Here is a 19,603-nt window from a genome sequence, read left to right on the forward strand (position 1 = left end):
GTCGAAGCCGGACCCCGCTGGGGCGAGCCCTTCGACAAGCTCAGGGCGAACGGGGTTTGAAGAACCCATTCAATGCTCGCCTACCTCCTGCGCCGCGTCTTCTATGCCATCCCGATCATGATCGGCGTGGCCTTCGTGTGCTTTGCGCTCGTGCACCTGGCGCCGGGCGATCCGCTGGTGTCGATCCTGCCGCCCGATGCCTCGGCCGACCTGCAGGCGCAGCTGCGCGAGCTCTACGGCTTCAACCGCTCGCTGCCCGAGCAGTTCGTGCTGTGGGTGTGGCGCGCGATGCACGGCGACCTGGGCGTCTCGATCGCGAGCAACCGCGCGGTGGCCGGCGAGGTGCTGACGGCGGTCGGCAACACGCTGCGCCTGGCGGTGGTCGCGACCGCGATCGGCTTCGTGCTGGGCTGCCTGTTCGGCTTCGTCGCCGGCTACTTCCGCAACTCCTGGCTCGACCGCGCGGCCTCCATGCTGTCGGTGCTGGGCGTGAGCGTGCCGCACTACTGGCTGGGCATGGTGATGGTGATCGTGTTCTCCTCGCAGCTCATGTGGCTGCCCGCCACCGGCGCCGGCCCGGGCGGCTCGAACGACTGGGCCTGGGACTGGGAGCACCTGCAGTTCCTCGTGCTGCCCGCGCTCACGATGTCGGTCATCCCGATGGGCATCATCGCGCGCACCGTGCGCGCGCTGGTGGCCGAGATCCTCGAGCAGGAGTTCATCGTCGGCCTGCGCGCCAAGGGGCTCACGCACTTCGGCGTGTTCCGCCACATGGTGAAGAACGCGGCGCCCACCGCGCTGGCCGTGATGGGCCTGCAGCTGGGCTACCTGCTGGGCGGCTCGATCCTGATCGAGACCGTGTTCTCCTGGCCCGGCACCGGCTTCCTGCTGAACTCCGCGATCTTCCAGCGCGACCTGCCGCTGCTGCAGGGCACGATCCTCGTGCTCGCGCTGTTCTTCGTGCTGCTCAACCTGGTGGTCGACGTGCTGCAGACGCTGCTCGACCCCCGAATAGCTCGCGCCTGAAACGAGGACGACCATGTCGGCTCTGCCAGCTCCCCTCTCTGCTTCGACTGTTTCGTCGCTGCCCATGCAGCGCTCGCGCGGCTACTGGACTTCGGCCATGCTGCGCTTCACGCGCGACCCGGTCGCGATGGGCGCGGCGCTGGTCGTGCTGCTCTTGATCGCGCTGGCCGTCTTCGGCCCCTGGCTTGCGCCGGCGGACCCGTACCAATCGTCGATGCTCAAGCGGCTCAAGCCGATCGGCACCGAGGGCCTGCCGCTCGGCAGCGACGAGCTGGGCCGCGACATGCTCTCGCGCCTGATCGTCGGCGCGCGCCTGTCGCTCTTCATCGGCATCACGCCCGTCATCTGCGCCTTCGTCCTCGGCGCGGCGATCGGCATCCTCGCCGGCTATGCGGGCGGCATCGTCAACACCGCGATCATGCGCACCATCGACGTGTTCTATGCCTTCCCCTCGGTGCTGCTGGCGATCGCGCTGTCGGGCGTGCTGGGTGCGGGCGTGGTCAATTCGCTGATCTCGCTGACCATCGTGTTCATCCCGCAGATCGCGCGCGTGGCCGAGAGCGTGACCACGCAGGTGCGCGGGCGCGACTACGTGGAGGCCGCGCGGGCTTCGGGCGCCAACGCCTTCACCATCGTGCGCGTGCACGTGCTGGGCAATGTGCTGGGGCCGATCTTCGTCTACGCGACCAGCCTGATCGCGGTCTCGATGATCCTGGCCTCGGGCCTCTCCTTCCTGGGCCTGGGCGTGAAGCCGCCGGAGCCCGAGTGGGGCCTGATGCTCAACACCCTGCGCACCGCGATCTACGTGCAGCCTTGGGTGGCGGCGCTGCCGGGCGTGATGATCTTCATCACCTCGATCTCCTTCAACCTGCTCTCCGACGGCCTGCGCTCGGCGATGGACAACAAGGGCTGATCCGATGGAAGCAATCAACGACATCGGCGGCCCCGCGCAGCCCCTGCTCGCGATCCGCGGACTGCAGAAGCACTTCCCGCTCAAGAAAGACCCGCTGGGCCGCGGCGGCGGCGTGGTGCGCGCGGTCGACGGCGTGGACTTCGAGGTACTCAAGGGCGAAACGCTCGGCGTGGTCGGCGAATCGGGCTGCGGCAAGTCGACCACCGCGCGGCTCTTGATGCAGCTCATCGCGCCGACGGCCGGCGAGGTGATCTTCGACGGCCGCGCCGTGGGCAGCCGCGACCTGCCGCTGAAGGAATTCCGCCGCCAGGTGCAGATGGTGTTCCAGGACAGCTATGCCTCGCTGAACCCGCGCCTCACGATCGAGGACTCGGTCGCCTTCGGCCCGCAGGTGCACGGCGTGGCGCGCAACGAGGCGGTGCATCGCGCGCGCGACCTGCTCGCGCGCGTGGGCCTGGAGCCGCAGCGCTTTGCCGAGCGCTATCCGCACGAGCTCTCCGGCGGCCAGCGCCAGCGCGTCAACATCGCGCGCGCACTGGCCCTGCAGCCGCGCATGGTGATCCTCGACGAGGCCGTGTCCGCGCTCGACAAGTCGGTCGAGGCGCAGGTGATCAACCTGCTCTTGGACCTGAAGGCCGAGTTCGGCCTGACCTACGTCTTCATCAGCCACGACCTGAACGTGGTGCGCTACATGAGCGACCGCGTGATGGTGATGTACCTGGGCCAGGTGGCCGAGATCGGCCCCTCGAACGCGCTCTACGAAGCGCCGGCGCATCCCTACACGCGCGCCCTGCTGTCGTCGATGCCCTCGATGGACCCCGACCATCGCACCGAGGAGGCGGCGCTGGCCGGCGACCCGCCGAACCCGATCAACCCGCCTTCGGGCTGCCGCTTCCACCCGCGCTGTGCGCTGGCCGCGCCGGTGTGCAGCCAGCAGGTACCTGCGCGCGTGATCGCCGGCGCCCAGCAGGCCGTGAGCTGCCTGATCCACGAGCCGGGCAGCGGGCATCCGATGGCTCAAGCGCTGGCGCAGGCCGCATGACTTCCATGTCCGACACCTCATCAACACCCTCCTGCGCGCCCGAACCCATGGTGAGCCTGCGCGAGCTCAGTGTCACCTTCTCTGGCGGCCGCAAGCCCGTGCATGCGGTGAGCGGCGTGAGCCTCGAGGTGCAGCGCGGCGAAGTGGTCGCGCTGATCGGCGAATCGGGCTCGGGCAAGAGCGTGACCATGCGCACCCTGCTGCGCCTGCATCCCGAGCGCCGCACGCGCATGGGCGGCCAGGTCCGCGTGGCCGGGCGCGACGTGCTGGCGATGACGCAGGCCGAACTCATGGATTTCCGCGGCAAGGTGGCCTCGATGATCTTCCAGGAGCCGCTCCTGGCGCTGGACCCGGTCTACTCGGTCGGCGCGCAGATCGTCGAATCGATCCGCCGGCACGAGCCGGTGTCCGCCGCCGAGGCGCGCCGGCGCGCGCTGGAACTGTTCGAGCGCGTGCGCATCCCGAGCCCGGAGCGCCGGCTTGCGGCCTATCCGCACGAGATGTCGGGCGGCATGCGGCAGCGCGCGATGATCGCGCTGGCCCTGGCCTGCCGGCCGCAGCTGCTCTTGGCCGACGAGCCCACCACCGCGCTCGACGCCACGGTGCAGATCCAGATCCTGCTGCTCCTGCGCGAACTGCAGCGCGACCTGGGCCTCTCGGTGGTGTTCGTCACGCACGACATCGGCGCCGCCGTCGAGGTGGCCGATCGCATCGCCGTGATGTATGCCGGGCGCATCGTCGAGGAGGGTACGGCGCGCGAGCTGATCCGCTCGCCGCGCCACCCGTACACGATCGCGCTGCTGAAGAGCCGCGCCCACGGCGCGCTGGCGCGCGGCAGCCGGCTCGAAACCATCGGCGGTGCGCCGCCCGACCTGTCGGCGCTGCCGCCGGGCTGCGCCTTTGCCGAACGCTGCGCGCTCGCGAGCGAAGCCTGCCGCGCGGCGCAGCCGCCGGTGGTCGAACTCGCACCGGGCCATCGCGCGCGCTGCATCCATACCGGCGCCGCCGCAGCCATCGCGCCGGTGGTCGTCGCCTGAACCTCACTCAACACGCCACCATGCCATTGCACGACCCCGCCCACGCCTTCGTCCCCTACCCCGACGTGCCCGTCCGCGGCGCGCCGACCGGCCCGCTGGCCGACCTGAGCTTCGGCGTCAAGGACCTGTTCGACGTCGCGGGCTACCCCACCGGCGGCGGCAGCCCCACGGTGCTCGCGATGTCGGGCATCAAGACGCGCACCGCGCCGACCGTGCAGAAGCTGCTCGACGCCGGCGCCCGTTTCGCGGGCAAGACCGTGACCGATGAGCTCGCGTTCTCGATGAACGGCAACAACGCGCATTTCGGCGCGCCGATCAACGGCGCGGCCAAGGACCGCATCACGGGCGGATCGTCCTCGGGCTCGGCCTCGGCCGTGTCCTCGGGCCTGTGCGACTTCGCGCTCGGCACCGACACCGGCGGCTCGGTACGCGCGCCGGCCAACCATTGCGGCCTGTACGGCCTGCGCCCCACGCACGGCCGCGTCAGCCTCGAAAGCGCGCTCGACCTTGCGCCCAGCCTCGACACCTGCGGCTGGTTTGCGCGCGACATCGGCACCTTCGCGCGCGTGGCCGACGTGCTGCTCGAGGCCGATGCCAACCCGCTGCCGGCCAGGCTTCGGCTGCTGTGGCCGACGGACCTGTGGGCGATGCTGGAGGCGCCGGTCAAGGACGCGCTCGACGGCGCGGCCCAGCGCGTGCAGTCGCTGCTCGGCAAGGCGTCGCCGGTCGAGGTCGCGCTCGAATCCTGGGACGCGATGTACTGGAACTTCCGCTACGTGCAGGGACGCGAGTCCTGGCTCACCGACGGCCCGCTGATCGAGCGCTACGCGCCGCCGCTCGGCCCCGGCGTCGCCGAGCGCTTCGCCTGGTCGCGCGACGTGACGGACGCGCAGGTCAACGCCGCGCGCGCCTTCCGCATCGCCTTCCGCACTCAACTCGCAGAATTGCTCGGCACCGACGGCGTCCTGCTGATGCCCACCATGCCCGACATCGCCCCGCAGCGCGACGCCGCCGACAGCAGCCTCGAGGATTACCGAAACCGCGCGATCCGCATGCTGTGCGTGGCCGGACTCAGCGGCTTTCCGCAACTCTCGATGCCGCTGGCGCAGCGCGAGGGCGCGCCGCTGGGCATTTCGCTGCTCGGGCCGGCGGGGTCGGATCGTTCCTTGATCGCGTTGGCGGAGCGCATCGCGGGATAGCCGCTCGGCTCAGATACCTTCGGAAAATGTGGCCTTTTGCCGTATTGAGGCCAGATCCCACGCCCGACACCGTGCCGCATTGAGTACCTTCGCGTTAGCATTCGCGCGCCAAAGGGGACTTGCATGAACACTTATCGCACGCTGAATCAGGCCACCGGAGTCGCTCGCACGCTCAGCGCGCGTTCGGCGCGAACCATCGTCGTCTACAGGACCGATGACGAAAAGTTCGTGACGGCGGCCATGAACGATCCCGTCATGGGAACGATCGAGGGCGTGTACCGCGACGGCTACGCCGTACGAACGGTGCTGACGCGGGCGCAGCAGGCGGGCTAGCGCCCACTGAAAAACGCATCGAGCTCGTTGCCCGAGGCGGCGTCCGCGAAGCCGTCGAAACGCCCCTCTTCCGAAAGCGTGCGGGCCGCGCGCATGAATCCACCCCATGCCGCTCGCGCCAGCGCACCGCCGACGCTGACGCGCCGCACGCCGAGTTCGGCAATGTCCTGCACGGTGAGCTCGCTGGTCGATCCGACGAGCAGGTTGACCGGCTTGGGTGCGACGGCAGCCACCACGGCCGCGATCTGCTCGCGCGTGCGGATGCCCGGCGCGTAGAGGCAGTCGGCGCCCGCCTCTGCATAGGCCTTGAGCCTGGCGATCGTGTCGTCGAGGTCCGGCCGGCCTTGAAAGAAGTTCTCCGCGCGTCCCACCAGCAAGGTGGCGCCGCCCGCCTCGTCGATCGCCCCGCGTGCAGCGCGGAGTCTGGCGACCGCGACGTCGATGTCATGCAGAGGATGCGCCGCGTCACCTGTCGAATCCTCGATCGACAGCCCGGCCACGCCGGTCTCGATGGCCATCCGCACGCTTTCGGCAACGCCTTGCGGATCAGGGGCGAAGCCGCTCTCGAAATCCGCGTTCACCGGCAGATCGGTTGCAGCGACGATCTCGCGCAGATGAGCGAGGATGGTCTCCCGCGAGAGGGCGCCATCGGCCTGGCCCCGCGACCAGGCGAAGCCCGAGCTCGTCGTGGCCAGCGCCTTGAAGCCCAGGCCTTGCAGGAAACGGGCGCTGCCCACATCCCAGGGATTCGGCAGCACGAAGCAGCCTTCGGTATGGAGGGCGCGAAAGGCGGCGCGTTTTTCGGCGACAGTGCGGGTCATGGGAACCTCGGTTTGGGGATGGGCAGGATTTTGAACGCAACGACGCACAAGGGGGCAATCATGAGCGAAGCGACGGTCTTCGAAGGCGGCTGCCTCTGCGGCGCGATCCGGTATCGCGCCATCTCGGCGCCTATCCGTGGCGTCATCTGCCACTGCGCCATGTGCCGCAAGCACTCGGGCGCGCCGGCATTGGCCTTCGTTCATTTCCGCACGCAGGACTTCAGCTGGCTACATGGCGAGCCCGCCCGCTATCGATCTTCCGCATTCGCGGAACGCGGCTTCTGCCCGGTATGCGGAAGCACCCTCAGCATGCACGAGGAAGTGCTTGCGGACCGTGTTCAGATCACTGTCGGCAGCCTGGACGAACCGCAGCGCGTGCGTATCGACGATCATGTGTGGACGCAGCAGCAGGTCCCATGGTTTCGCATCGACGACGCGTTGCCGCGCTTTCCAACGAACAGTTCCGCCGTAGCTACCAAGGCAAACGGCTCCAATTGAGGACGCTGCACATGAACGAAAAGCCCCCTGCCGATGCCGAATCCACCGTGGACCGCGCGTTCGTCCACTCGCGCTTGATCGACGCGTCGCGCGAGCGGGTCTTCAAGGCCTTCAGCGATCCCGCCCACCTGGCGCGCTGGTGGGGTCCGAACGGATTCACCAGCACGTTTCACGAGTTCGATCTGCGCCCCGGTGGCAATTGGCGCTTCGTCATGCACGGGCCTGACGGTGCGAACTACCCCAACGAAAGCGTCTTCGTCGAAGTCGTTGCGCCGGAGCGAATCGTCTTCGAGCACATGTCTCAGCATCACTTCCAATTGACCATCACATTTGACGCGCGGGGAGCCAAGACACTGGTCGGATGGCACCAAGTGTTCGACACCGAGGCTGAACGGCAGCGCATTGCCAAGGTCGTGGTCGAGGCGAACGAACAGAACCTCGATCGCCTCGCCACCGAGGTACTCAACGTGGAATGAACCCGACGTCTGCCGGCACTGCCAAGGCCACGGTGTCGCAGTCGACCGCGGCGCCCATCCGCTCCACCACCACGAAGTCGCCCGCATCCACCGCCAGCAGCGCGTGATGCCAGGTGCCGGGCGCGAGCGTCACGCCCTGGCGGCCGTCGGTGACGAAGGCGGCGAGCGCCTCGCCGGCGGGCGCAGGGCCCGCGGGCGCGACCACGATCACGAAGCGGCGCTCGCCGAGCGGCACGAAGCTCTGGCTGCCCAGCGCGTGCCGTTCCATCTCGGTCACTGCATGTGGAAAGCGACGCGCCTGCGCGCGGAACAGCGCGAGCATCGGCCGGCCGCCCTCGGCGCCGAGCTGCAGGTCGTCGACCAGATCGAAGCGTTCGGCATTGCCGCCGTTGATGAGACGCCCCTCGCCCGCGGGGGCCGCGAGCACGGTGCCGTAAGGCGCAAAGGCTTCTGCGGTAAGCGGCTGCGCAAGCAGCATCACTGCGCGATCCCCGCGCGGTCCAGCATCGCGTGCAGCAGCACGTTGGCGCCGGCCGCGAGGTGCTCGGGCTTGGCATCCTCGATCTCGTTGTGCGAGATGCCGTCCTTGCAGGGCACGAAGATCATCGCTGTGGGCGCCGTGCGCGCGACGTACACCGCGTCGTGCCCGGCGCCGCTCACGATGTCGAGATGCGCAAGACCGGCACGCTCGGCACCTTCGCGCACCGCGCGCACCAGCGGCTCCGCGAAGTGGGCCGGCGGGAAGTAGACGGTCTGCTCGACCTCGACCGTGAGCCCGCCCTGTGCCTGCAGGGCCGCGCAGGCCGCACGCAGCTGCGCGTCCATGCGGTCGAGACCCTCGTCGTCCGTGTGCCGCAAATCGACCGTGAAGGTCACGCGGCCGGGAATCACGTTGCGCGAATTTGGATGCACCTGCACATAGCCGACGGTGCCGCGGGCGTTGGGCTGCTCGCCCATCGCAATCTGATGCACGGTCTGCATGAGGCCGGTGGCGCCCTGCAGCGCGTCGCGGCGCAACTGCATCGGCGTGGGGCCGGCATGCGCTTCCTGGCCCGTCACGACCACGTCGTACCAGCGCTGGCCCAGCGCGCCGGTGACCACGCCGAGCGGAATGTCGGCATCTTCCAGCACCGGGCCCTGCTCGATGTGGGCCTCGAAGTAGGCGCCGAAGCGCGGTGCGCCGTCGTCCACGGCGGCCGGCGTGTCGCCCGCGAAGCCGATGGCTTGGAGCGCATCAGCGACCGTGACCCCTTCGCGGTCGGTGGCGGCGAGCGCATGCGCGAGCGTGAAGGCGCCCGCATAGACGCCCGAGCCCATCATCACCGGCACGAAGCGCGAGCCTTCTTCATTGGTCCAGACGCAGACCTCGAGCGGCGCCACGGTGCGGATGCCGGCATCGTTCAGGGTACGCAGCACTTCCAGGCCCGCAAGCACGCCGTAATTGCCGTCGAACTTGCCGCCGGTCGGCTGCGTATCGATGTGGCTGCCGGTGGCCACGGCCGGCAGGCTCGCGTCCTGCCCTTCGCGGCGCGCGAACAGGTTGCCGATCGCATCGACGCGCACGCTGCAGCCGGCTTCCTTCATCCAGCGCACGAAGAGCTCGCGGCCCTGGCGGTCAAGATCGGTCAACGCGAGGCGGCAGACGCCGCCCTTCTCGGTAGCACCGAGCTTCGCGAGCCGCATCAGCGAATCCCAGAGGCGCTCTGGGTCGATCAAAAGTGGAGCGGCGGCGCGGCCGGCCGCAGGTGTGGGGGTGCTCAAGGCGACATCGTTCATGCCGCGAGTACAGCAGAAAGCGTGCCCAGCGTCCAAGCATGTCGCTAGACCAGAGCCTCGCGATAGGCCAGCGGAAGCCGCAGCTGCGCCACCAGCCCGCGCGGTCCGCGCTTGAGCTGCACCTCACCGCCATGCGCGCGTGCGATGGAGCGGCAGACCGCCAGGCCCAGGCCACTGCCCTGCTTGCCGGACGCACGTGCGGCGGGCGCGCGGTAGAAGGGCTGGAAGACCCGCTGCAGCTCATCGTCCGGCAGCCCCGGTCCGCTGTCGCTGACCTCGGCCACCGCGTTGTCCTCGTCGATGAAGAGTCGAACCCGCGCCTGCTCGCCGTACTTCACCGCGTTCTCGATCAGGTTGTCGAGCAGCCGGCGAACGCCGATCGCGTCGACCTCGACCGCGGCCTGCTCGCTGCGCTCCAGGCGCACGTCCTTGCCGACGAAGGCCGCGTCGTCCACCACGTCCTTGAGCAGGCTCGACAGGTCCAGCCGCTCGCGCGAACCCGGCTCCGAGGCGTCGCGGATAAAGGCCAGCACCGAGCTGATCATCCGCTCCATCTCCTCCACGTCCTGCAGCATGCCGGTGCGCATGTCGTCCGGCACGTCCTCGATGCGGAAGCGCATGCGCGTGAGCGGCGTGCGCAGGTCGTGGCTGATGGCGCCGATCATCGCGGTGCGGTCATCGACGAAGCTGCGCAGCCGGCTCTGCATGAGGTTGAAGGCCTGCGCCGCGCGGCCGAGCTCCGCCGGCCCCTCGAGCGCGAGGACCGGCGCCGCCGGGTCGCGGCCGAGCCGCTCGGCGGCATGGGCGAAGCCGGCGATCGGCCGCACCAGCCGGCGCGAGAACATCCAGCCCGCGGGCGCGACCACGGCCGCGGCGATCAGGAACCACAGCAGCACGCGGCGCTGCCAAGCGTTCGGAAAGGGCTCGGGCACGGGCTGCACCGTGGCCCAGTTGCCATCGCCGACCCGCATCGCGGCAATGAAGTCGCCCTCGACGAAGGGCGCCGGCGCCAGGCCGAACAGGCCGCGCGCCGGCGGGTTGACGGACACGCTCTTTTCCTCGGGCACCGGCCGCTCGGCGGGCCGCGCCGCCGGCACGCGCTGCAGCGCGGAAGGCGCCGCCGGGACGGACGGAACGGATGCAGCGGGTGGGACGAGCGCCGCTGGCTCGGCGGCCGCCGGTTGCGGCGTGTCGGCAGGAAGGGGGCGGGCCTTGCGTGAGGGTACCGGTGCCGGTGCCGCCGTGGGAGGCAGCACGGCAGGCGTTCTTGGCGACACGCCGTCCAGTCCCGAAGGCGCCGGCGCCGGCAGGGACGGCATCGGCGACGGCTCGCCCAAGGGCGCGGCGGCGGCCCGAGTGCCGCCCGGAGGCAGCGGCGGCGGCGCGCCCGCCGAGGGCGCAGCGCCTCCCGTTGCCGGCCCCGGCCCCGGCGCGGTTGCGCCCTGCGGCTGGGCCCCCGCGGCCGGCGCATCGGGCGCTCGTCCTGCCGACGGGGCGTCGGCAGGCGGTCCGGCTGCGGGCGCGGCGGGTGTAGGCCCGCCACGCGCCATCTCCGCCGGTGCGGCAGGCGGGCTCGCATCGCCCGGGGCGCGCGAAGGTGCGGCAGGCGCCGGCATGGGCGCACCGCCGCCCCCTGCCGGGCCGCCGAACGGACCACCGAACGGTCCACCGCCCGGCGGCATGCCGGGAAAGCCCGGACCGAAACCTCCGCCGCCCGGCCCTCCAGGTCCGCCGGGACCGCGGCCGGCCTGAGCGACCTGGAAGTCGGCCAGCACGAAGCCCCCGCGAAGGTCGGCGCGAGGCGACGCACGCGTCGTGCCGGCAAAAGGCAGCGGCGTATAGAAATAAAGCCGCACCTCGGTTTCGTTGCGCCCCAGCAGCTGCGCCAGCTCGCGGCGGGAGCGCTCGGAGGTCAGCCAGCCGGGGCCGCTCGGCTCCGGCGGGCCGGCCTGCAGCTCCCGCTGCAAGCTTCGCGAGCCCCGGATCTCCGCGCCGGCACCGGCCAGCACACGGGCGATGTCTTCCAGCTCCCATTGGCGTTGCGGCTCGGGCGGCAACAGCATCGTCAGCCCCAGCGTCACGAGTTGCGCCACCACCAGCCCGCCCAGCAGCAGGCCCATCATCTGCAGCGCGAGCGGGGGACCGGACCAGCGGCGCGCTGCACCTGTCATGTTCATGCGCCGATGCTGGCATGGACGCAGGACGATGTCACGCATGGGCCTCGCAGTTTGGAAGCGCGAGCTTGCTGAAGGATTTCAGCGTGTGTCGCTTCATTGCACCGGCCGGGCTTTCGCCCGCCCCAGCATCGACAATAGCGCCTGCCCTCCATCCCCTGCCAGACCGTGAATCTCTGCACCCGCATCCTCATCGTCGACGACGACGCCGGCATCCGCGGCCTGGTGTCCTCCTTCCTCGAGAAGCACGGCTTCCAGGTCGACACGGCCGCCGACGTCCCGGAAATGCGCGGCAAGCTGGCGCAGAACGCCTATGCGCTGATCGTGCTCGACGTGATGATGCCGGGCGAAGACGGGCTCACGGCGCTGCGCGAGCTGCAGAGAAGCAGCGGGCCGCCGGTCATCATGCTGTCGGCCGTCGGCACCGACATCGACCGCATCGTGGGCCTGGAGATCGGCGCCGAGGACTACCTGGCCAAGCCTTGCAATCCGCGGGAGCTGCTGGCGCGCATCCGCACCGTGCTGCGCCGCGCGTCGGCACCGCCGGCCGCCGCCCCGCCCGCGCCCGGGCCCGAATCCAGCGACACGCTTTGCTTCGCCGGCTGGCGCATCGACCTGACCGAGCGGGTGCTGTACGACCCGGCGAACGCGGTCGTCAGCCTGTCGGACGGCGAATTCCGCCTGCTGCGCGCCTTCACGCAGCATCCGCGGCGCGTGCTGCAGCGCGACCAACTGGTGGACTACGCGCTGGGCTCGGACAGCGACTCCTACGACCGGGCGATCGACGTTCAGGTCAGCCGCCTGCGGCGCAAGCTCAGCTTCGGCGATGCACGCGCCGACCTGATCCGCACGGTGCGCAACGAGGGCTACATGTTCGTGCCTGCCGTGACGCGCGGGTAGTTCCGCCGGCTTCGCAACAAAGCCGCAAGGCGGCGAAATCCGCCGGCAACATCGCGGCTCGAAGCTCGAGGCTCCACCCACCCACGGAGCCACAGTGTCAGTCCACGATTCACACCCCACGCGGAACAACAACAGCCACGCTTTCACCGAACCGTCGCATGGCCACCATCTGGCCGACGATCTTCCGCTGATCTCGGCGCAGCTCCTTCAGCGCCGCAGAGCGCTGGCATGGCTGGGCTCCACCACCGCCGGCTCGGCACTCCTGCTGGCCGGCTGCGGTGGCGGCGGCTCCGACGGGAGCAGCCTCGCGGGCCTGACGAGCACCACGGCGTCGTCGAGCGGAACGACGACCTCCTCCACCTCGAGCTCGAGCGGCTCCACGACGACAAGCACGTCCAGCAGCAGCAGCAGCAGCAGTTGCACCGCGCTGCCCGGCGAGACGGCGGGCCCCTACCCGGCCGACGGCACCAACAGCTCCTCCGGCGCGACCTCCGACGTGCTCACCGCCAGCGGCATCGTCCGCAGCGACATCCGCAGCAGCTTCATCAGCACGACGACGCAGGCACCCGGCGTGCTGACCACGCTCACGCTGACGCTGGTCAACACCAATTCGAGCTGTGCTCCGCTGGCCGGCTACGCGATCTACCTCTGGCACTGCGACCGCGACGGCAACTACTCGCTGTACACGGCCGCGGCCGAAAGCTACCTGCGCGGCGTGCAGGTCACCGATGCCAACGGCCAGGTCACTTTCACGACGATCTTCCCCGGCTGCTACGCCGGCCGCTGGCCGCACATGCACTTCGAGGTGTTCGCGAGCCTCGCCACGGCCACCACCGGCCGCAACGCGGTGCTGACCTCGCAGCTGGCGATGCCGAGCGCGGCGTGCAGCGCGGTCTACCCCTACGCCACCGGCTACACCACGAGCGTGAACAACTTCGCCGCCGTCTCGCTCACGACCGACAACGTGTTCAGCGACAACACCGCGGCGCAGATCGCCGCCATGACGCCCGCCATGACCGGCAGCATCACGGCCGGCTACACCGCGACCGCGACCATCGGCATCGCGCGCTAGCACCGGGTTAGCCCCCCATCGCCTCCAGCGTGATGTTGGTGGGCTGACAATGCAGGATCACCAGGAGACGCGACATGCCCAAACTGCGCTTCAAGATTGCCATGTCACTCGACGGCTTCGTGGCCGGTCCCGATCAGAGCGTGCAGAACCCGCTCGGCATCGGCGGCACGCGCCTGCACGAATGGGCCTTCCAGCTCGAGGTGTTTCGCAGGCTCCATGGCCAGGAAGGCGGGGAAGTCAATGCAAGCACGGCGGTCGTCGAGGAATCGCTGGCCAACATCGGCGCGACGATCATGGGACGCAACATGTTCGGTGGGCATCCCGGCTCCTGGGATGCGAAGACGCCGTGGAACGGCTGGTGGGGAGACAGCCCGCCCTTCCATCATCCCGTCTTCATTCTCACGCATCACGCGCGCGAGCCGCTCGAATGCGAGGGCGGAACGCGCTTCACCTTCGTCACCACCGGCATCGAGGACGCGCTGGAGATGGCGAAGCGCGCCGCCGGAGGCAAGGACGTATCGCTCGCCGGCGGCGCCAGGGCCGCGCAGCAGTATCTGGCAGCCGGTCTCGTCGACGAGATGGAGATCAGCCTGGTGCCGACGCTGCTCGGCAGCGGCGAAAGGCTGTTCGAGAACGTCGGCGACCAGCTCCATGGCCTCGAGTTCGTGCGGACGGTGGCCGCGCCGGGCGTCACGCACCTCAAGTTCGCCAAGCGCGGCTGATCGGCAGGCGTGAGATCTCAGTGCGCCGCCGCGCTGCCCGGGTCGGGCGGCAGCATCGTCGCACCGGGGTCGAGCAGCACCCGGCTGTCCCACCCCTGCGCGCGCGCCATCTCGCTCAAGGCCTGGTCGTTCAGCGCCAGTCCGTCGATCGAATGGAACAAGCGACGGCGCGCAGGATCGTCGGAGCCGAGCGCGCGGTAAACCACCGCGTTGAAGCATTCGATGAAGCAGCGCGCGGCCGCGCTCATCGGGTCGCCGCGGCGCGAGATCAGGCTCACCGTCGTCTCGTTGAGGCGCTCGGCCAGCGGCAGCACGCAGAGCCGCTCGCGGCCGGCGATCGCCTCCACCAGGGGCCAGGGCATCAGCGTCAGCATGTCGGTGCTGCGGATCAGGCTGGTGACGATCACCGTCGAATGCGCCACGTGGACCGTCGGCGCGCATTCGCGCAGGTAGCGGGCGAACACGTCCTCATGCGGGTCTGCCGGGTCGTCGCCGGGCGTCCAGTTCAAGAGCCACTGCGCATCGCGCAGCTCGGCCAGCGATCGGCTGTGCGCGAGCGGATGGCCTTCGCGCCCCACCACCGCCGAGCTGGTGCGGAACAGCGGCACGTGAGCCATGTCCTCATGGGTGGACGCCGGGCCGGCGCGGCCTATGCAGAAGTCCAGCGTGCCGTCGCGCAGCTTCGGGATCGAGACCGTCAGCACGCTTTCCATCAACTCCAGGCGCACCGTCGGCATGCGCTGCTGGAACAGCTTGACGACGTCGCCCAGGCAGGTCAGGGCGAGCCACGAATTCACGCCGATGCGCAGCGGCGCCCGCCCGCGGCCCGATAGCTGCTCCATCTCTTCCTCGGCACGCGCCAGCTGGCCCACGACCAGCCGCGCGTGCACCAGCAGCGCCCGGCCGGCATCGGTGAAGGTCACGCCCTTGGCCTCGCGCGTGATGAGCAGCGTCCTGACATCTTCCTCGAGCTCGCGCACCGCCTTGGTCACCGCCGCCGGCGACAGCCCGGCGGCGCGCGACGCGGCGCGAATGCTGCCGTGGTCGCCGACGGCGACGAGGGCCTTCAACTGGTGAACCTTCATGCGCGTCTCCGAAAAATGTGAGGCGCGGGCCGCAAGATGCGTACCCGGCAACCAGCGCTCAACAGCGCCACCGTTGCAGGACTGTTGCACACGGGCGGCAAATCCTAGGATCGGGCCAGATTCATCCCCACGCCCTTCCCGACCATGATGGCCCATTGCCGATCCCCTCTCCCGCGCCTCTTCGCGGCCGTGTTCGCCGGCACGGTCGCGACCGTGGCCCCCGCCCAGGACGACTACCCCTCGCGGCCGATCACGCTGGTCGTCGGCTATTCCGCCGGCGGCTCGACCGACAGCGTCGCACGGCCCTTCGCCGAGGTGTTCGGCCGCGTGCTGAAGACCCGCGTGATCGTCGAAAACTTCAGCGGCGCCGGCGGCGCGCTGGGGGCGCTGAAGGTGGTCACCGCAAAGCCGGACGGCTACACGCTCCTGATGGGCGGCAACAGCGAGCTGATCGCGACCAAGCTGATCAATCCGAAGCAGCCCTACGACGGCCAGAAGGACCTGGCGCCGATCGGCGTGGTCAACCACCAGGGCGGCATGCTGCTGGCGTCGCGCCAGTCGGGCGTCAAGACTACCGACCAGTTCATCCAGCTGCTGCGCAAGAACCCGGACAAGTACAACTACGGCAGCTCGGGCACCGGCTCGATGTTCCACTTCGCCGGCGAACTGGTGCGCGAACGCACCGGCACCCGGATCACACACGTGGCCTATCGCGGCGTCCCGGCGCTGGGCAACGACCTGGCCGGCGGCGCGGTGGAGTTCGGCTACATGGGCACCGGGCCGGCCAAGCCGCTCATCGACGCCGGCGTGGTGGTGCCGATCGCCGTCACCAGCGGCACGCGGGCGCCGATCTATCCCAACGTGCCCGCGCTGGCCGAGCATCCGGAGCTCAAGGGCTACGAGCTCACCGGCTGGTTCGCGCTGATGGCACCCAAGGCGGTGCCGGAGCCGGTCATCGCGAAGCTCAAGGCGGCGCTGAAGGAGACCTTGAAGGACGCCCGCCTGCGCCAAACCTTCAACGACCTGGGCGGGCTGCCGATGATCGAGGACGAAGACCTGCCTGCGCTGATGCGCGCGGAGGACGCACGCTATCGGAAGTTCGTGGCGACCGCCCAGCTGGAGACGCAGAAGTGAAGCCCGCCTCCGCCGTCGCCGAGATCGCCGCCGCCGTCGAGGCGCGGCGCCGCCCCTACATCGAGATCGCCGACCGCATCTGGGGCCTGGCCGAAATGCGCTATCGCGAGTTCGAGTCGGCCGAGCTGCACGCGGTGGCCCTCGAGGCCGAGGGCTTCCGCGTCACGCGCGGCGTGGCCGGGATGCCCACCGCCTTCGTCGCCGAGGCCGGCAGCGGCGGCCCGGTGATCGGCTTTCTCGGCGAGTACGACGCGCTCGCGGGCCTGAACCAGGCCAGCGGCGCGCTCGAGTGCCGGCCCGATCCGGAACGCGCGCTCAACCAGGGCCATGGCTGCGGCCACCATCTGCTGGGCACGGCAGCGCACTTGGCGGCGGTGGTCGCGCGCGACCACCTGAGGCGCCATGACCTGCCCGGCACGGTGCGCTTCTACGGCTGTCCGGCCGAGGAGGCTGCCGCCGGCAAGACCTTCATGGCGCGCGCCGGGCTCTTCGACGATCTCGATGCCGCGCTGTCCTGGCACCCGTCGGTGGCCAATTCGGTGTTCATGAACGCCACGCTGGCCAACGTGCAGGCCTACTTCCGCTTCCGCGGCAAGTCGGCGCATGCCGCGCTCGCGCCGCACCTGGGACGCAGCGCACTCGACGCGGCTGAGCTGATGAACGTCGGCGTCAACTACCTGCGCGAGCACATGCCCGAGCAGGCGCGCGTGCACTTCGCCTACATCGACTCGGGCGGTCCGTCGACCAACGTGATTCCGGCCCATGCCGAGCTGCTCTACACCGTGCGGGCGACACGCATCGACGAGGCGCTGGCGCTGTTCGAGCGCGTCGAGCAGGTGGCGCGCGGCGCGGCGATGATGACCGGCACCACGGTCGAGATGGTGTTCGACAAGGCAGTCTCCAATGTGCTGCACAACGACACGCTCGACCGCGTCATGGCCGAGCAGATGGAGGCCGTGGGCGCGCTCGAGGTCAGCGAAGACGAGCGCCGCTTCGCCGCCAAGATGCAGGCCACGATCTCGGGCGAGGAGCTGGCCAGCAGCGCCAAGCATTTCGCCGCCGCGCTGCGCGACCCGCAGCCCATCGCCACCGGCATCCAGCCCTACCGGCCCGACGCCGCGCGCCCGGTGACCGGCTCCACCGACATGGGCGACGTGAGCTGGGCCGCGCCGACCACCCAGTGCCTGACCGCCTGCTTCGCGTGGGGCACGGCCTTCCATTCGTGGCAGATGGTCGCGCAGGGCAAGACCTCGCTGGCGCACAAGGGCATGCTGCTGGCCGCCAAGTGCCTGGCCGCGACCGGCGTCGCGCTGGCCGGGCGTCCCGAGCTGCTGTGCGAGGCGGAGAACGAGCTGCGCGCCAAGCGCGGTGGCGCAGCCTACCGCTGTCCGATTCCCGAGGAGGTACTGCCGCCGCCGGCGCGCGAAGCCAAGCCATGAAAGGAATCCCGGCCGCGATCCTGGTCGCGCTGACCTCGATGGGCTGTACGAGCACAGACGCCATCCGGGTGCGCGAGATCGGCAGCTTCCACGTCGGTGGCCAACAGGTGACGCTGTCCGGCCTGCCCGCACGCGAGATCCGCTTCACACCATCCACGCCGCCCGTTCGTCGCGATCCGAACGGGGACTTCGAGTCAGGCCAGATGTATGTGCAATACGTGCGGCTGGCCTCGCCGGCGCGCAGCCTGCCTCTGCTCCTGTGGCATGGCGGCGGCCTGAGCGGCGTGACCTGGGAGACCAAGCCCGACGGCCAGCGCGGCTGGCAGGACTTCTTCATGCGCGCCGGCTACGACACCTATGTCAGCGACGCGATGGAGCGCGGCCGGGCGTCCTGGTCCCGCTATCCGGAGATCTTTGCCGGCGAGCCGCTGTTCAGGACCAAGAAGGAGGCATGGGAGGTGTTCCGCATCGGGCCTGCGTTCGACGGCGACCCGCAGGGACGTACCGCCTTCCCCGGCACCCAGTTTCCGGTCGGCGCCTTCGATCAGTTCATGAAGCAGAGCGTCCCGCGCTGGACGACCACCGACGCGGTCACCCAACAGGCCTATGACGCCCTGGTCGACAAGGCGTGTCCCTGCGTGATCCTGGCGCACAGCCAGGGCGCCAACTTCGCTTTCCAGGCCGCGCTGCGGGCGCCGGCCAAGGTCCGGGCGCTGGTGCTGGTCGAGCCCAGCGGGGCGCCCGAGGCGGCGACCCAGGACATGACCGCGCTGAAGCACACGCCGATCCTCTACGTCTGGGGCGATCGCCTGGACACCAGCGTGTACTGGAACCAGCAGGTCCTGCCTGCCGTCCGGCGCTTCCGGGATGCGCACCGGGCCGCGGGCGGCGTCTCGGACTGGATCGACCTGCCGGCAACCGGCCTGCACGGCAATTCGCACATGCTGATGATGGACAGGAACAGCGACCAGATCGCGCAGATCGTCGACCGCTGGATCGGCCAGCGTGCGCCCTGAGGCGGCCCTGCCTCAGCGCGATCCCTCGTCCGGTGTGCCCCGCGCCCGCTCGAGGATGAAATCGATGAAGGTCCGCGTCGCCCGCGTGTGCTGCCGGTTCGGCATGTAGAGCATGAACATCTGCGTGCCGAAGATGCTGAGCCGCCAGTCGTCCAGCGTGGTCAGGACTTCGCCGCGCCGCACGTCCTCCTGCACCACGTAGTCGGGCACCAGCCCGATGCCGAGGCCGGCCAGGATGGCCTGGCGCAGGAACAGGAAGTTCTCGGAGATCAGCGTCGGCTCCAGCAGCACCTCGCGCCGCTCCTCGCCCTGGTAGGCCGAGATGCGCAGTTGCCGGCCGATGACCGCCGCGGTGACCACGGGCGCGGCCGTCAGCTGGTCGAGCTGGGTGGGCAGGCCGTGCTCCTGCGCGTAGGCACGCGAAGCGCAGGCGACATAGCGCACCGGGCCCAGCGCTCGCGCCACCAGATTGAGCGGCGGCTCGGGGATCACGCGGATCGCGATGTCGACCTCGTCGCGCAGCAGGTCCTCGATGCGGTTCTCGAACAGCACGTCGAGCACGATGCCCGGGTACTGGCGCTTGAAATCGATCAGCCAGTCGGACATGACCAGCTGCCCGTAGCCGCTGGGCACGCTGAGCCGCACGCGCCCGACCAGGCCCTGGCCCAGCGCCGACGCCGACTCGCGCGCGGCCTGGAGCTCGCTCTGGATGGCGAGGCCGTGCTGGTAGAGGCGCTGGCCGATCTCGGTGGCTTCGGCGCGCCGCGTAGTGCGCCGCACGAGCTGCGCGCCGACCGAGCGCTCGAGCTGGTTCAGGTGGTAGCTCACGTTGGCGCGGCTCATCTTGAGCCGGCGCGCGGCCTCGCTCAGGTTGCCGGCATCGAGGATCTCGACCAGAAGGGTCAGCGATTGCAAATCCATGATGAGGCGGGCATTGTGT

20 protein-coding genes are annotated in these 19,603 nt (G+C 69.9%); 14 read left to right on the forward strand and 6 right to left on the reverse strand.

What is annotated here, in order from left to right; genetic code table 11:
* Positions 1–72: 72 nt before the first annotated feature.
* The 6 genes from ACSQ89_RS25165 to ACSQ89_RS25190 all read left to right on the forward strand — a co-directional run bounded on the left by ACSQ89_RS25165 (position 73) and on the right by ACSQ89_RS25190 (position 5,550).
* Complete coding sequence (locus tag ACSQ89_RS25165) at positions 73–1,026, forward strand: ABC transporter permease (RefSeq protein ID WP_436293667.1); 954 nt, start codon at positions 73–75, stop codon at positions 1,024–1,026.
* A gap of 13 nt (positions 1,027–1,039) precedes the next feature.
* Entirely contained in the window at positions 1,040–1,939 is a 900-nt protein-coding gene (locus tag ACSQ89_RS25170; RefSeq protein WP_436293668.1) for an ABC transporter permease, read from the forward strand.
* A 4-nt stretch (positions 1,940–1,943) separates the two neighbouring features.
* Positions 1,944–2,981 (forward strand): ABC transporter ATP-binding protein, encoded by a 1,038-nt coding sequence (locus ACSQ89_RS25175; RefSeq protein ID WP_093103938.1) that lies wholly within the window; start codon positions 1,944–1,946, stop codon positions 2,979–2,981.
* A gap of 47 nt (positions 2,982–3,028) precedes the next feature.
* Positions 3,029–4,018, forward strand: a complete 990-nt coding sequence (locus ACSQ89_RS25180) for an ABC transporter ATP-binding protein (RefSeq protein ID WP_436293716.1) — start codon at positions 3,029–3,031, stop codon at positions 4,016–4,018.
* 20 nt (positions 4,019–4,038) lie between these two features.
* Entirely contained in the window at positions 4,039–5,217 is a 1,179-nt protein-coding gene (locus ACSQ89_RS25185; protein WP_436293669.1) for an amidase, read from the forward strand.
* 123 nt (positions 5,218–5,340) lie between these two features.
* A complete protein-coding gene (locus ACSQ89_RS25190; protein ID WP_093103933.1) occupies positions 5,341–5,550 on the forward strand; it encodes a hypothetical protein in 210 nt (69 codons plus the stop codon).
* On the opposite strand, the gene ACSQ89_RS25195 is transcribed toward ACSQ89_RS25190, so the two are convergent.
* Positions 5,547–6,371 (reverse strand): isocitrate lyase/PEP mutase family protein, encoded by an 825-nt coding sequence (locus ACSQ89_RS25195; protein WP_436293670.1) that lies wholly within the window; start codon positions 6,369–6,371, stop codon positions 5,547–5,549. The two genes, ACSQ89_RS25190 and ACSQ89_RS25195, sit on opposite strands and share 4 nt — an antisense overlap.
* Between ACSQ89_RS25195 and ACSQ89_RS25200 the strand changes: the two genes are divergently transcribed.
* Both ACSQ89_RS25200 and ACSQ89_RS25205 read left to right on the forward strand, forming a co-directional pair.
* Positions 6,324–6,869, forward strand: a complete 546-nt coding sequence (locus tag ACSQ89_RS25200) for a GFA family protein (protein WP_436293671.1) — start codon at positions 6,324–6,326, stop codon at positions 6,867–6,869. The genes ACSQ89_RS25195 and ACSQ89_RS25200 overlap by 48 nt on opposite strands.
* 11 nt (positions 6,870–6,880) lie before the next feature.
* Positions 6,881–7,345, forward strand: coding sequence for an SRPBCC family protein (locus tag ACSQ89_RS25205; RefSeq protein ID WP_436293672.1), 465 nt, complete (start codon positions 6,881–6,883; stop codon positions 7,343–7,345).
* On the opposite strand, the gene ACSQ89_RS25210 is transcribed toward ACSQ89_RS25205, so the two are convergent.
* The 3 genes from ACSQ89_RS25210 to ACSQ89_RS25220 all read right to left on the reverse strand — a co-directional run bounded on the left by ACSQ89_RS25210 (position 7,332) and on the right by ACSQ89_RS25220 (position 11,298).
* The gene (locus ACSQ89_RS25210) at positions 7,332–7,823 is read right to left on the reverse strand and encodes an ureidoglycolate lyase (RefSeq protein WP_093103928.1); all 492 of its coding nucleotides are present in this window, start codon (positions 7,821–7,823) and stop codon (positions 7,332–7,334) included. The genes ACSQ89_RS25205 and ACSQ89_RS25210 overlap by 14 nt on opposite strands.
* The gene (locus ACSQ89_RS25215; protein WP_280142619.1) at positions 7,823–9,028 is read right to left on the reverse strand and encodes a Zn-dependent hydrolase; all 1,206 of its coding nucleotides are present in this window, start codon (positions 9,026–9,028) and stop codon (positions 7,823–7,825) included. Before ACSQ89_RS25215 ends, ACSQ89_RS25210 begins: the two co-directional genes overlap by 1 nt.
* Before the next feature lie 137 nt (positions 9,029–9,165).
* Positions 9,166–11,298 carry an ATP-binding protein gene (locus ACSQ89_RS25220; RefSeq protein WP_436296554.1) on the reverse strand — a complete coding sequence of 711 codons (2,133 nt, stop codon included), beginning with the start codon at positions 11,296–11,298 and terminating at the stop codon, positions 9,166–9,168.
* A 165-nt stretch (positions 11,299–11,463) separates the two neighbouring features.
* Between ACSQ89_RS25220 and ACSQ89_RS25225 the strand changes: the two genes are divergently transcribed.
* The 3 genes from ACSQ89_RS25225 (at position 11,464) to ACSQ89_RS25235 (ending at position 13,989) form a co-directional block, all read left to right on the forward strand.
* Positions 11,464–12,195 carry a response regulator gene (locus ACSQ89_RS25225; protein WP_436293674.1) on the forward strand — a complete coding sequence of 244 codons (732 nt, stop codon included), beginning with the start codon at positions 11,464–11,466 and terminating at the stop codon, positions 12,193–12,195.
* A 94-nt stretch (positions 12,196–12,289) separates the two neighbouring features.
* A complete protein-coding gene (locus tag ACSQ89_RS25230; protein WP_436293675.1) occupies positions 12,290–13,267 on the forward strand; it encodes an intradiol ring-cleavage dioxygenase in 978 nt (325 codons plus the stop codon).
* Positions 13,268–13,341: 74 nt separating this feature from the next.
* On the forward strand, positions 13,342–13,989 hold the full coding sequence (locus ACSQ89_RS25235) for a dihydrofolate reductase family protein (protein WP_436293676.1): 648 nt from the start codon (positions 13,342–13,344) through the stop codon (positions 13,987–13,989).
* A 17-nt stretch (positions 13,990–14,006) separates the two neighbouring features.
* On the opposite strand, the gene ACSQ89_RS25240 is transcribed toward ACSQ89_RS25235, so the two are convergent.
* The gene (locus ACSQ89_RS25240; protein ID WP_093103919.1) at positions 14,007–15,074 is read right to left on the reverse strand and encodes a LysR substrate-binding domain-containing protein; all 1,068 of its coding nucleotides are present in this window, start codon (positions 15,072–15,074) and stop codon (positions 14,007–14,009) included.
* A 144-nt stretch (positions 15,075–15,218) separates the two neighbouring features.
* Here ACSQ89_RS25240 and ACSQ89_RS25245 point away from each other — a divergent pair, with 144 nt between their 5' ends.
* Genes ACSQ89_RS25245 through ACSQ89_RS25255 form a run of 3 tightly spaced genes read left to right on the forward strand, consistent with a single transcriptional unit; the run spans position 15,219 to position 18,663 of the window.
* Positions 15,219–16,208: a Bug family tripartite tricarboxylate transporter substrate binding protein gene (locus ACSQ89_RS25245; RefSeq protein ID WP_093103918.1), complete on the forward strand. Its 990-nt coding sequence runs from the start codon at positions 15,219–15,221 to the stop codon at positions 16,206–16,208.
* Complete coding sequence (locus ACSQ89_RS25250; RefSeq protein ID WP_436293677.1) at positions 16,205–17,647, forward strand: amidohydrolase; 1,443 nt, start codon at positions 16,205–16,207, stop codon at positions 17,645–17,647. The genes ACSQ89_RS25245 and ACSQ89_RS25250 overlap by 4 nt, the downstream gene beginning before the upstream one ends.
* On the forward strand, positions 17,644–18,663 hold the full coding sequence (locus tag ACSQ89_RS25255) for an esterase (protein ID WP_436293678.1): 1,020 nt from the start codon (positions 17,644–17,646) through the stop codon (positions 18,661–18,663). Before ACSQ89_RS25250 ends, ACSQ89_RS25255 begins: the two co-directional genes overlap by 4 nt.
* A 12-nt stretch (positions 18,664–18,675) precedes the next feature.
* On the opposite strand, the gene ACSQ89_RS25260 is transcribed toward ACSQ89_RS25255, so the two are convergent.
* Positions 18,676–19,584, reverse strand: coding sequence for a LysR family transcriptional regulator (locus ACSQ89_RS25260; RefSeq protein ID WP_093103915.1), 909 nt, complete (start codon positions 19,582–19,584; stop codon positions 18,676–18,678).
* Positions 19,585–19,603 lie beyond the last annotated feature (19 nt).

The sequence above is a fragment of the Variovorax sp. LjRoot175 genome (genome assembly GCF_964253805.1).
In the GTDB taxonomy this organism is placed as follows: Bacteria; Pseudomonadota; Gammaproteobacteria; order Burkholderiales; family Burkholderiaceae_C; genus Variovorax.

Coding starts and splice junctions, on each gene's coding strand:
- ACSQ89_RS25165 (WP_436293667.1), top strand. CDS start 73: ATGCTCGCCTACCTCCTGCGCCGCGTCTTCTATGCCATCCCGATCATG.
- ACSQ89_RS25170 (WP_436293668.1), top strand. CDS start 1,040: ATGTCGGCTCTGCCAGCTCCCCTCTCTGCTTCGACTGTTTCGTCGCTG.
- ACSQ89_RS25175 (WP_093103938.1), top strand. CDS start 1,944: ATGGAAGCAATCAACGACATCGGCGGCCCCGCGCAGCCCCTGCTCGCG.
- ACSQ89_RS25180 (WP_436293716.1), top strand. CDS start 3,029: ATGGTGAGCCTGCGCGAGCTCAGTGTCACCTTCTCTGGCGGCCGCAAG.
- ACSQ89_RS25185 (WP_436293669.1), top strand. CDS start 4,039: ATGCCATTGCACGACCCCGCCCACGCCTTCGTCCCCTACCCCGACGTG.
- ACSQ89_RS25190 (WP_093103933.1), top strand. CDS start 5,341: ATGAACACTTATCGCACGCTGAATCAGGCCACCGGAGTCGCTCGCACG.
- ACSQ89_RS25200 (WP_436293671.1), top strand. CDS start 6,324: ATGGAGGGCGCGAAAGGCGGCGCGTTTTTCGGCGACAGTGCGGGTCAT.
- ACSQ89_RS25195 (WP_436293670.1), bottom strand. CDS start 6,371: ATGACCCGCACTGTCGCCGAAAAACGCGCCGCCTTTCGCGCCCTCCAT.
- ACSQ89_RS25205 (WP_436293672.1), top strand. CDS start 6,881: ATGAACGAAAAGCCCCCTGCCGATGCCGAATCCACCGTGGACCGCGCG.
- ACSQ89_RS25210 (WP_093103928.1), bottom strand. CDS start 7,823: ATGCTGCTTGCGCAGCCGCTTACCGCAGAAGCCTTTGCGCCTTACGGC.
- ACSQ89_RS25215 (WP_280142619.1), bottom strand. CDS start 9,028: ATGCGGCTCGCGAAGCTCGGTGCTACCGAGAAGGGCGGCGTCTGCCGC.
- ACSQ89_RS25220 (WP_436296554.1), bottom strand. CDS start 11,298: ATGAACATGACAGGTGCAGCGCGCCGCTGGTCCGGTCCCCCGCTCGCG.
- ACSQ89_RS25235 (WP_436293676.1), top strand. CDS start 13,342: ATGCCCAAACTGCGCTTCAAGATTGCCATGTCACTCGACGGCTTCGTG.
- ACSQ89_RS25240 (WP_093103919.1), bottom strand. CDS start 15,074: ATGAAGGTTCACCAGTTGAAGGCCCTCGTCGCCGTCGGCGACCACGGC.
- ACSQ89_RS25245 (WP_093103918.1), top strand. CDS start 15,219: ATGATGGCCCATTGCCGATCCCCTCTCCCGCGCCTCTTCGCGGCCGTG.
- ACSQ89_RS25255 (WP_436293678.1), top strand. CDS start 17,644: ATGAAAGGAATCCCGGCCGCGATCCTGGTCGCGCTGACCTCGATGGGC.
- ACSQ89_RS25260 (WP_093103915.1), bottom strand. CDS start 19,584: ATGGATTTGCAATCGCTGACCCTTCTGGTCGAGATCCTCGATGCCGGC.